The sequence below is a fragment of the Erwinia sorbitola genome, from assembly GCF_009738185.1.
GTDB lineage: Bacteria > Pseudomonadota > Gammaproteobacteria > Enterobacterales > Enterobacteriaceae > Erwinia > Erwinia sorbitola.
This window is the reverse complement of sequence record NZ_CP046509.1, coordinates 1,133,747-1,145,284: the sequence shown is the minus strand read 5'-3', so window position 1 is coordinate 1,145,284 and position 11,538 is coordinate 1,133,747. Positions and strand designations below refer to the sequence as shown.

General features: G+C 54.8%; 7 protein-coding genes. 1 reads left to right on the top strand and 6 read right to left on the bottom strand.

The features are described 5' to 3' along the window. Nucleotides 1-141: 141 nt before the first annotated feature. The gene (gene glyA, locus GN242_RS05145; RefSeq protein ID WP_154753781.1) at nt 142-1,395 is read right to left on the bottom strand and encodes a serine hydroxymethyltransferase; all 1,254 of its coding nucleotides are present in this window, start codon (nt 1,393-1,395) and stop codon (nt 142-144) included. 332 nt (nt 1,396-1,727) lie between these two features. Here glyA and hmpA point away from each other — a divergent pair, with 332 nt between their 5' ends. Continuing rightward, nucleotides 1,728-2,912 carry an NO-inducible flavohemoprotein gene (gene hmpA / locus GN242_RS05140; RefSeq protein WP_154753780.1) on the top strand — a complete coding sequence of 395 codons (1,185 nt, stop codon included), beginning with the start codon at nt 1,728-1,730 and terminating at the stop codon, nt 2,910-2,912. Nucleotides 2,913-2,975: 63 nt separating this feature from the next. Here hmpA and glnB read toward each other — a convergent pair whose 3' ends face one another. The 5 genes from glnB to purL form a co-directional block, all read right to left on the bottom strand. Beyond that, entirely contained in the window at nt 2,976-3,314 is a 339-nt protein-coding gene (glnB, locus tag GN242_RS05135; RefSeq protein WP_062744629.1) for a nitrogen regulatory protein P-II, read from the bottom strand. Nucleotides 3,315-3,490: 176 nt separating this feature from the next. Continuing rightward, nucleotides 3,491-4,825, bottom strand: a complete 1,335-nt coding sequence (gene glrR / locus GN242_RS05130) for a two-component system response regulator GlrR (protein WP_154753779.1) — start codon at nt 4,823-4,825, stop codon at nt 3,491-3,493. After that, nucleotides 4,822-5,553, bottom strand: coding sequence for a two-component system QseEF-associated lipoprotein QseG (gene qseG / locus GN242_RS05125; RefSeq protein WP_154753778.1), 732 nt, complete (start codon nt 5,551-5,553; stop codon nt 4,822-4,824). The genes glrR and qseG overlap by 4 nt, the downstream gene beginning before the upstream one ends. A gap of 5 nt (nt 5,554-5,558) precedes the next feature. Continuing rightward, a complete protein-coding gene (locus GN242_RS05120) occupies nt 5,559-6,935 on the bottom strand; it encodes a HAMP domain-containing sensor histidine kinase (RefSeq protein ID WP_154753892.1) in 1,377 nt (458 codons plus the stop codon). Between the two features lie 664 nt (nt 6,936-7,599). Beyond that, a complete protein-coding gene (purL, locus tag GN242_RS05115) occupies nt 7,600-11,484 on the bottom strand; it encodes a phosphoribosylformylglycinamidine synthase (protein ID WP_156286998.1) in 3,885 nt (1,294 codons plus the stop codon). Between the last annotated feature and the right edge of the window lie 54 nt (nt 11,485-11,538).

Here is an 11,538-nt window from a genome sequence, read left to right as displayed (position 1 = left end):
TAGCGGGACACTCTCGTGTTCCGCTATTTATCGATTACAGCGTTCAGTATATACCCTGAATAATTCAAGCTGCAGGACTAAAAGGCTTTAGCCTTTTTGAACAGCGCAATGCGCCCTGCTGCTCGAGGTATGACCGGGATATTATGCGTAGACCGGGAAGCGTGCGCAGATATCCAGCACCTGCTTCTTCACGCGCTCGCTGACGCCTTCATCGTTGATATTGTCGAGAATATCGCTGATCCAGCCTGCCAGTTCGCGCACTTCTGCTTCTTTAAAGCCGCGACGGGTCACAGCCGGGGAACCGATGCGGATACCAGAAGTCACAAACGGGCTCTTCGGATCGTTAGGTACGCTGTTTTTGTTAACGGTAATGTTGGCGCGGCCCAGGGCAGCATCAGCTTCTTTACCGGTCAGATTTTTGTCCACCAGATCCAGCAGGAACAGGTGGTTATGTGTGCCGCCAGAAACGACGTTGTAGCCGCGCTCCAGGAACACTTCTACCATCGCTTTAGCATTCTTAGCTACCTGCTGCTGGTAGGTTTTGAACTCTGGCTCCATCGCTTCTTTGAACGCAACAGCTTTACCCGCGATAACGTGCATCAGTGGGCCGCCCTGTCCACCAGGGAAAACAGCAGAGTTCAGCTTCTTGTACAGCTCTTCTGAGCCACCGTGGGCGAGGATCAGACCGCCGCGTGGGCCAGCCAGGGTTTTGTGCGTAGTGGAAGTCACAATATGCGCATGCGGTACCGGGTTAGGGTAAACATCCGCCGCAATCAGACCGGCAACGTGTGCCATATCCACGAACAGGTAAGCGCCAACGGTATCCGCGATTTCGCGCATTTTTGCCCAGTCGCACACGCCGGAGTAGGCAGAGAAGCCGCCGACAATCATTTTTGGCTGATGTTTTTTCGCCAGTTCGGCCAGCTCGTTGTAATCAATTTTACCGGTTTCGTCGATGCCATAAGGAATGACGTTATACAGTTTACCGGAAAGGTTAACCGGGGAACCGTGGGTCAGGTGGCCACCGTGAGCCAGGTTCATGCCCAGAATGGTATCGCCCGGCTGCAACAACGCAGTGTATACCGCGAAGTTAGCCTGGGAACCAGAGTGCGGCTGAACGTTGGCGTAATCAGCACCGAACAGTGCTTTTGCGCGGTCGATAGCCAGCTGTTCAACGATATCCACATACTCACAGCCACCGTAGTAGCGTTTGCCCGGATAACCTTCAGCGTACTTGTTGGTCAGCTGTGATCCCTGAGCCTGCATCACACGTGGGCTGGTGTAGTTCTCTGAAGCAATCAGCTCGATGTGCTCTTCCTGACGCACTTTCTCCTGCTCCATCGCCTGCCATAAATCGGCGTCGTAATCGGCAATGTTCATTTCACGCTTTAACATCTGCATCTCCTGACTCAACTGACTTTCAATAATGAATGCCCCCGTCGGGGGTGATGGCAACAGTTTAAACTGTTTTCGCACCTGTTGAATAGCTTCAAGACCGCCTTTTTACGCAAACGATTGGCTTCAGTTAGCGCTAGGGTTAGTTCCTGTTTATTGCAAGCCCCTGATACGGAATTATCCTCATCTGCCAGATGCTGTTTTTTCATATTGACCCTACCTGACGCAGGGGCAAATAACCACCCGCATGAAAGGTGTATTTACAGCACACTACGATGCATTATAAGATGCATTTGAAATACATGTTTATATTTCCTGTTAAGGAGTACGCTATGCTGGACAGCAAAACTATTGCCACCGTTAAGTCGACTATTCCCGCCGTTGCGGCATTAGGCCCACGTCTCACCTCGCATTTTTATCATCGGATGTTTAGTCACAATCCCGAGCTGAAAGATATCTTTAATATGAGTAACCAGAGCACGGGTAACCAGCCGGAAGCGCTGTTTAACGCTGTCTGCGCCTATGCCAGCAACCTCGATAATCTGGCCGCTCTCGGCCCTGCGGTAGAGAAAATTGCCCAAAAACACACCAGTTTTGCTATTCGCCCCGATCAGTATCCAATCGTAGGTAAGCATCTGTTGGCAAGTATTGATGAAATGCTGCAACCGGGCGAAGAAGTTATGCAGGCCTGGAGTAAGGCTTACGACGTGCTGGCGGGGATTTTTATTCAGCGCGAAGAGCAGATTTATGAAGAAGTGGAAGAAAAAACCGGCGGCTGGCGCGGTGGCAATCGTGAGTTTGTGATCAGCGAAGTTGTCCCGCAAAGCTCAGTCATCAAAAGCTTTATCCTGACCCCTGTCGATGGCAAACCGGTGGTGGATTATAAAGCCGGACAATATCTGGCGATATGGGTAAAAGATCCCAGCTTTAAGAACCAGGAGATTCGTCAATACTCATTGACGCGCACGCCAAATGGTCGCGATTACCGTATCGCAGTGCGTCATGAGGAAGGCGGCGTGATGTCGAGCTGGTTGCACCAGCAGCATGCTGGTAAACATATTCATCTGGCACCACCCGCAGGGGATTTCTTCCTGGATGTTACTCCGCAAACCCCTGTAACGCTGATTTCTGGCGGAGTAGGCCTGACGCCAGTGCTGGCGATGCTCGGTCAGCTGGCAAAAGATAAGCATCCGGCTGTCGTGCAGTGGTTACATGCCACTGAAAATGGCGCAACCCATGCTTTTGCAGCAGAAGTCGCCGCACTTGGCGCGAAGCTGCCGAATTTCTGGCAGCACGTCTGGTATAACCACCCACATCCGCAGGATGAAGGGAAATATGACCAGCGCGGGCTGATGAACTTACTGCCGCTGGAGTCTCGCGTCAGCGATCCGGCCATGCAATTTTATATTTGTGGCCCGGTGGCCTTTATGGCAGAAGAAGAAAAACGCCTGATTGAGCTGGGCGTGGCGAAAGAACGCATTCATTACGAAGTGTTTGGCCCGCATAAGGCGTTGTAAATAAAAACGGGCTGCCCGCACAACGCGATCAGCCCGTTTTCGTTTAGCAAATGAAGCGAAGAATCAGATCGCTTCTTCGTCTTCTTCGCCAGTACGGATACGTACCACACGCGCAACGTCGAATACGAAGATTTTGCCGTCGCCAATTTTACCCGTTTGCGCCGTACGCATAATGGTGTCGACGCAGGTATCAACGATATCGTCCGCGATGACAATTTCAATTTTCACTTTTGGCAGAAAATCGACCATGTACTCTGCGCCACGATACAGCTCGGTGTGGCCTTTCTGACGACCAAAGCCTTTCACTTCAGTCACGGTCATCCCGGTGATGCCGACTTCCGCCAGCGCTTCACGCACATCATCCAGTTTGAACGGTTTGATAATTGCATCAATCTTTTTCATGGCAGACCCTTTTCTCTCCCTCCGTGCCCGGACGGGTAATCAGTTAAGTGTATACCACGTTACTGTCAGCCTGCCTGCCGTTGGCAACAACAAACTGAAAATACGGGTATACCGGATGTCCGTCTCTTTTCAGGCAGTTAAACTACCATAATCAGACAAAGTTACCGCAGTGAAAATTATTCTTTAAAATCGGCAGCATCCAGCTCGTGGCGTGACAGCAGCTTATAGAATTCAGTACGGTTGCGCCCTGCCAGCCGTGCGGCATTGGTCACGTTACCTTTGGTCATCTGTAACAGTTTGCGCAGATAGTTAAGCTCAAACTGGTTACGCGCTTCTGCAAAAGTAGGCAGCGCGGTGTTTTCTCCTGCCAGTGCCTGATCCACCAGCGCCTCACCGATCACCGGAGCCGATGTCAGCGCCACGCACTGTTCGATGACGTTGACCAGCTGGCGGACGTTACCCGGCCATGAGGCCGCAATCAGGCGGCGCATCGCATCAATGGAGAAGCTGCGCACAAAAGGCTTATGCCGTTCCGCCGACTGCTTCAGCAGATGATTAGCCAGCAGTGGAATATCCTCTGCACGCTCATGCAGCGCCGGGATCTTCAAATTAACCACGTTGAGGCGGTAAAAGAGATCTTCGCGAAACTCTTTCTTCTCCATCGCTTTGGGCAGATCGCGGTGAGTCGCGGAGATAATGCGCACGTTGATATCAAGGTCGCGGTTGCTGCCCAGGGGACGGACTTTGCGTTCCTGCAACACCCGCAGCAGCTTGACTTGCAGTGCCTGCGGCATATCGCCTATTTCATCAAGGAACAGCGTGCCCCCCTCAGCGGCCTGGAACAGCCCTTCACGGCTGCTGACAGCACCGGTAAAGGCCCCTTTCGCATGGCCGAAAAGTTCTGACTCCAGCAGCTGTTCCGGCAGCGCCCCGCAGTTTATGGCGATAAATGCATTTCCTGCTCGCGGGCTGGCCGCATGGATAGCCTGTGCCAGCACCTCTTTGCCGGTGCCGCTCTGACCGTTGATCAGCACGCTGACATCCGACTGCGCCACCATTCGCGCCTGTTCGAGCAGGCGCAGCATGACCGGGCTGCGGGTGACAATGCTTTCGCGCCAGGCTTCATCGCTGGTCGGCGCACGATGGGCCAGAGCCTCATCAATAGCCTTATAGAGGGCATCGCGGTCGACCGGTTTAGTGAGGAAACTGAATACCCCCTGCTGGGTCGCTGCAACTGCATCTGGAATCGAACCGTGGGCCGTAAGGATAATTACCGGCATCCCTGGCTGGAGTTTTTGGATCTCAGCAAACAGCGCCATGCCGTCCATCTCATCCATTCGCAGATCGCTAATCACCAGGTCAATGGTATCGCGATTCAGCACCCGAAGCGCTTCCGGGCCGCTTTCTGCCGTAGTGATACTGAATCCTTCGCTGGTGAGGCGCATCCCCAGCAGTTTCAACAGGCTGGGATCATCATCTACTAACAGCAGCCGGGCCGACTTTTTGATCATGGGTTTGCATCATCCTGTGACGAGTTATCAGCCGCGCTGTTTTTTTCATTGCCGTGGCTGCTGGTATCGGCGGCATCCGGGGAGCGGCGCGACGAGAGTCTGCGCTCAATATCCGTCAGCGTATCAAGCTTACGCCGGGTGATCGCCAGCTCGTTTTTCAGGACGATTTGATGCTGGCGTAGCGCGTCCAGCTGGCCGTCGCTGCTCTCCTGGAGATGTGCATAGCGCGTACGTTCTTCGGAGAGCTGTAATAGTGAGCCTTGCCCTTCACGCCACAGCATCATTAACGGGCGGACAGACGCCGGATAATCATAGCTGTAACCATCCAGTCTGCTCAGGTATTGACGGCGCTCCACCGGAGTGACATTGCCGTTATTCAATAATACTGCCTGTTTAAAGGCGCTCTGCCAGTCATCCAGCGGCCAGCGTCGTGCTTCAGCACGGGCATCCGCCGGTGAAAGCCGAACGCCGCAGTCAATAGTACGCAGCCAGTAGAGTGGGTTACCCGTGGCAGCGACATCGTCAAATGCCCAGATATGCTGGCAGGAGACCAGCTGATAATCGACGATTTTGACGTCAGGTTCACTTAACGAACTATCCGTGCGGCTTGTCACTTTCTGTGACGGCTGCTGGCTACAGCCCAGCAGCCCAAGCGCCAGGATGATGGCGCCGGTAAATCTGCCCAAACGCCCGTGTGGCAGTGCGGCAGAAAAACGTGATGTTTGCATTATGATTACTTCCCGGCGGTGGTGTTTAATTCGATGCGGAAGCAGACATCAGCATCTGGGCTGTCAATCAGTTGCAGATCCCCCTGTAGCCTGCGCAGGCAGTCTTTCGCAATACTCAGCCCCAGCCCGCTCCCCTTTACCGCTCCCTTACGTTGCAGGTTGCCCTGGAAGAATGGCTCAAAGATCATCGCCCGTTCAGCGGCAGGAACAGGCGTTCCGGTATTTGCAACTTCGATCACCACGCGGTTTCCCTGCTGCCTGCTGCGGATCCAGATATTCCCGGACTCAGCGCCATAGTGTACCGCATTGGAGTAAAGATTATCGATTGCCCTCAGCAACAAAGTCGGTTCTGCGCGGCAGCTGTCTGCCTGAAGATCAATGCTGATATGCAGCTGTTTGGCGCGTGCGGTAAGGCTGTGTGCGGCAACCAGTGAATCAATAAGGGGCCGTAGCTGAACGTCTTCCAGCGCCACCGGGCCATCGGCCAGCTTGCGATTATAGTCCAGCAGTTGTTCGATCAGCGTTTGCAGATGGCGGCTGCTGTCGTTAAGAATGCTGACCACCTCTTTCTGATCAGGCGTCAGCGCCCCAACCACCTCGTCAGCCAGGAGTTCGGTGCCCTCGCGCATACTGGCCAGCGGTGTTTTTAACTCGTGGGAAATATGCCGCAGAAACTCATGCCGTTGCGACTCCAGCCAGGCCAGGCGCTCACTGAGCCAGAGAATGCGCTGCCCGAGTGAACGGATCTCACGTGGGCCTTTAAACGCCAGGCTGTTCCCCAGGGGCCGCCCTTCTCCCAGACGGTTGATCATGCGCTCTACTGCTTTTACCGGGCCGATAATCATCCGGGTAAACAGCACTACCAGCCCGAGACTGAGCAGAAAGAGGATCAGTGCCTGCCAGCCAAAATACTGACCGCGTTCAGCAATTTCACGCTGCAATTGCAGCCCGCGAGAGAACACCACTTCACGCGTCGCCTTTACCAGCTGGCTGTTGGCGGCAGAGAATGCCTCCAGCTGATCGGCCGCTGCGGACACCGGGCTGCTGTTTTGGCACTTTATCTGGCTGAGTTGAGTAAGATTCTGACGCAGGATCTGCCAGGTACGGATATCAGGCAGCACCGGTGCATGAGCATCCAGCATTTGTGAGTAACGGCTGCGCTGAGTCTGGTAAAGGCGCGCCAGCATCGGGTCATCCAGCACACAGTACTGACGGTAGCTACGCTCCAGCTCCAGCGCCGTACGTGCCATGGCTTCGCTGCGACGGACATCGGTGAGCGTGGTGCGGTTAGTATCTGCCGCGCGGTCACTGAGCGCCGACAGGCTTTCCCATGCCTGCCATGCCAGTACCAGCAACGGTAACAACACCAGTAAAAACGCCATCAGCACCAGCTGACGTAGCGATCGCGGTAACAGACGCCATTTCTTCACGACACAGATTCTCTTTCCAGTAGTTAGGGCGATGCTAGCTGAGAGTGAGCAGAGAAGAAAGTGCGACGAATCAAAATGAAAATGGCCGGTTCAATGAACCGGCCATTTATGTTACGCCGGAGAACCCGCGTAACTGAATAGGTGGTGCCTAACTCAACGTTGCGTCCGATGTTTGATAACGTCACAGAGTGAACGATTATCGGTGAGGTGGACGACAGGCACCGTATTGTGCGTCATTCTGGATGTTATGGGCACTTGTCCGCTTGCGCAGGGCTGTCATAACCAGGTGAATGAGCCACTGGACTTAGTTTAGCAACTTCCATGCCAGAATTAAATTAATTTTATAATCCATTGGAATATAAGAAGTTAAATAAAAAAACCTTTCCTGCTGGCTGGATTTTTGACCATTGAGTCTGAAAAAGTGTCGCTATATAGCTACACTCCGCTATCAAGTCTCATCACCCTTTTAAAATCAACAGGTTATATGTCTCCAATTAGCGACAGAGCAAATCGGCATTTGTTGCAAAATGACTACACTCCCAATTTCGCAGTATCCGGGGTGAAAAAAAACCGGCCCTTGTTACAGGCCGGTTTCTCAGAGAATGTTATCAAGGGATTAGCCGAGCTGTTTACGCGCATTGCGGAAGATGCGCATCCACGGGCTGTCCTCGCCCCACTCTGCCGGGTGCCAGGAGTTACTCACGGTGCGGTATACACGCTCAGGATGCGGCATCATGATGGTGACCCGGCCGCTTTCATTGGTAACAGCGGTTATACCGTTCGGGGAGCCGTTCGGGTTTGCCGGGTACTGCTGAGTCACTTTACCGAAGTTATCCACGAAGCGCAGCGCTACCAGACCTTTGCTTTCCAGCTGTGCCAGATGAGCATCGCTACGAACTTCCACAAAACCTTCCCCATGCGATACGGCGATAGGCATCCGTGAACCCACCATGCCATCCAGCAGCAGTGAAGGGCTGGCTGCCACTTCAACCAGACTGAAACGCGCCTCGAAGCGCTCGGACTGGTTACGTACAAAGCGTGGCCACTCTTCGCTACCCGGGATCAGCTCACGCAGGTTAGACATCATCTGGCAGCCGTTACACACGCCCAGCGCCAGCGTCTGTGGACGGTGGAAGAAGGTTTCGAACTCATCGCGTACGCGGGCGTTAAACAGAATTGATTTCGCCCAGCCTTCACCTGCACCCAGCACATCACCGTAAGAGAAGCCACCACAGGCAACCAGCGCCTGCACGTCATCCAGACCGCGACGCCCCGCCAGCAGGTCACTCATATGCACATCTACTGCATCAAATCCGGCACGATGGAAGGCGGCTGCCATTTCAACGTGGGAGTTAACGCCCTGCTCACGCAGCACCGCCACTTTCGGGCGGGCACCGCTGGCAATGTATGGCGCGGCGATATCTTCCTGCGGCTTAAAGGTCAGCGCGACATTCAGGCCCGGATCGCGATCGTCTTTCTTCGCTTCATGCTCCTGATCGGCGCAATTCGGGTTATCACGCAGGCGCTGCATCTGCCAGGTGGTTTCTGCCCACCAGGTACGCAGGGTGGTACGACTTTCGCTGTACACGGCAGAATCACCGGAAGTAATAACGAAGCGATCCCCTGACACCGCTTTGCCGAGTACGTGGACACAATCGGCGAGACCGTGCGCAGCAAAGATCTGCTCAACGGCGGCGAGATCGGCCGCTGCCACCTGAATAACCGCGCCCAGCTCTTCGTTAAACAGTGCGGCCAGGCTATCGCTGCCCAGCGCTGCAATGTCCGCTTCCACACCACAGTGGCCGGTAAAGGCCATCTCTGCCAGCGTAACCAGCAGGCCGCCGTCTGAACGGTCGTGATAGGCCAGCAGTTTGCTGTCAGCCACCAGCGCCTGAATAGCATTGTAGAAGCCAGCCAGCTGCTGTACATCGCGCACATCGGCAGGCTTATCACCCAGCTGACGGTAAACCTGCGACAGCGCAGTGGCACCAAGTGCGTTAACACCTTTACCAAGGTCAATCAGCAGCAGGGCGTTATCCACCGTCTGGAGCTGCGGAGTAACGGTTTTACGCACGTCTTCCACGCGGGCAAACGCGGTGATCACCAGCGACAGTGGAGAGGTCATCTCACGCTGTTCACTTCCCTGCTGCCAACGGGTTTTCATCGACATAGAGTCTTTGCCAACCGGAATAGTGATACCCAGCGCCGGACACAGCTCTTCACCCACCGCTTTCACCGCTTCATACAGGCCGGCATCTTCCCCCGGGTGACCAGCAGCAGCCATCCAGTTAGCGGAAAGCTTGATACGCGTCAGCGGGCCAATCTCAGTTGCCGCGATGTTGGTAATCGCCTCACCCACGGCCAGACGGCCGGAAGCAGCAAAGTCCAGCAGCGCAACCGGGGCACGTTCACCCAGCGCCATCGCCTCACCGTAGTAGCTATCGAGGCTGGCGGTAGTCACCGCACAGTTCGCCACCGGGATCTGCCACGGCCCCACCATCTGGTCACGGGCAACCATTCCGGTTACCGAGCGGTCGCCAATAGTGATCAGGAAGGTTTTTTCCGCAACAGTCGGCAGGTGCAGTACGCGATTAACCGCGTCAGCCACGCTGATGCCGTCCCGCACCAGCGCCTCGCCTTTCACTTTCAGCGTGGTGACGTCGCGGGTCATTTTCGGGGTTTTACCCAGCAGCACGTCCAGCGGCATATCAATAGGCGTGTTGCCGAAATGGCTGTCAGAGAGCGACAGGTGCATCTCTTCGGTTGCTTCACCGATAACGGCGTAAGGCGCGCGTTCGCGTTTGCACAGTGCATCAAACAGCGGCAGGCTGTCCGGGGAGACGGCCAGCACGTAACGCTCCTGCGATTCGTTACACCACACTTCCAGCGGGCTCATGCCTGGCTCATCATTAAGGATGTCGCGCAGGTTGAAACGACCGCCGCGCTCGCCATCACTCACCAGCTCAGGCATGGCATTGGACAGGCCGCCCGCGCCGACGTCATGGATAAAGAGAATCGGGTTCTCTTCGCCCAGCTGCCAGCAACGGTCGATAACTTCCTGACAACGGCGTTCCATTTCAGGGTTATCACGCTGTACGGAAGCAAAGTCGAGGTCGGCATCAGACTGGCCGGAAGCCATTGACGAAGCCGCGCCGCCGCCAAGGCCGATATTCATTGCCGGGCCGCCCAGTACAATCAGTTTGGCACCGATGGTGATTTCGCCCTTCTGCACGTGATCGGCACGGATGTTGCCAATGCCGCCTGCCAGCATTACCGGCTTGTGGTAGCCGCGCAGCTCCTCACCATTGTGGCTGTTAACGCGCTCTTCATAGGTACGGAAGTAACCATTCAGTGCCGGACGACCAAATTCATTATTAAATGCTGCGCCGCCCAGAGGGCCTTCGGTCATGATATCCAGTGCAGTTACGATGCGATCCGGCTTACCGAAATCCTCTTCCCATGGTTGTTCAAAACCAGGAATACGCAGGTTCGATACTGAGAAGCCCACCAGGCCTGCTTTCGGCTTGGCGCCTCGCCCGGTTGCGCCTTCATCACGAATCTCACCGCCGGATCCCGTCGCGGCGCCAGGCCACGGAGAAATAGCCGTTGGGTGGTTGTGAGTTTCTACCTTCATCAGAATATGTGCATCTTCCTGATGGAAGTCGTAGTGCCCCTGCGGATCTGCGTAGAAGCGCCCTACCTGAGAACCTTCCATCACCGCTGCGTTGTCTTTATAGGCAGACAGCACGTGATCCGGGGTTTTCTCAAAGGTATTTTTGATCATCTTGAACAGCGACTTGGGCTGCGGTTTACCGTCAATCACCCAGTCAGCGTTGAAAATTTTGTGGCGGCAGTGCTCAGAGTTTGCCTGAGCAAACATATACAGCTCGATATCGTTCGGGTTGCGTCCGAGTTTTTCAAACGCGTCCAGCAGGTAGTCGATTTCATCGTCAGCCAGTGCCAGACCCAGTTTGATATTGGCCTGAACCAGTGCGTTGCGACCTTCACCCAGCACATCAACGCTTTGCAGTGGAGCAGGTTGATGATGAGCAAACAGTGCTTCTGCCTGATTCAGGTCTGCAAAAACGGTTTCCATCATGCGATCATGAAGCAGTGCAGCCAGTTCCCCCCACTGTGCTTCAGTAAGCTGTGGTGCCTGTACATAGAAGGCCATACCGCGCTCAAGGCGCACGACCTGCGGCAGGTCACAATTATGGGCGATATCTGTCGCTTTTGAAGACCACGGCGAAATAGTTCCGGGGCGCGGCGTTACCAGCAGCAGGCGGCCTTCCGGGGTATGTTCAGCGAGAGAGGGGCCGTATTTCAGCAGACGCTGCAAGCGGGATTTTTCATCCTCGCTCAGTGACGCGCTGACATCAGCAAAATGGACATACTCAGCGTAAATGTCACTCACCGGCAGGTGAGCATCCTGAAAGCGGGCCAGCAGTTTGTTAATACGAAATGCCGACAGAGCGGGCGAACCACGCAGAATTTCCATCATTAAAGATCTCTCGTCTCGAAGCGCCGGGCGACGCTTCATTGGGCGCAACAGGGG

What these genes read in the sequence shown, in the direction of transcription:
- glyA (WP_154753781.1), bottom strand. Translation starts at nt 1,395, where the DNA reads ATGTTAAAGCGTGAAATGAACATTGCCGATTACGACGCCGATTTATGG.
- hmpA (WP_154753780.1), top strand. Translation starts at nt 1,728, where the DNA reads ATGCTGGACAGCAAAACTATTGCCACCGTTAAGTCGACTATTCCCGCC.
- glnB (WP_062744629.1), bottom strand. Translation starts at nt 3,314, where the DNA reads ATGAAAAAGATTGATGCAATTATCAAACCGTTCAAACTGGATGATGTG.
- glrR (WP_154753779.1), bottom strand. Translation starts at nt 4,825, where the DNA reads ATGATCAAAAAGTCGGCCCGGCTGCTGTTAGTAGATGATGATCCCAGC.
- qseG (WP_154753778.1), bottom strand. Translation starts at nt 5,553, where the DNA reads ATGCAAACATCACGTTTTTCTGCCGCACTGCCACACGGGCGTTTGGGC.
- GN242_RS05120 (WP_154753892.1), bottom strand. Translation starts at nt 6,935, where the DNA reads ATGGCGTTTTTACTGGTGTTGTTACCGTTGCTGGTACTGGCATGGCAG.
- purL (WP_156286998.1), bottom strand. Translation starts at nt 11,484, where the DNA reads ATGATGGAAATTCTGCGTGGTTCGCCCGCTCTGTCGGCATTTCGTATT.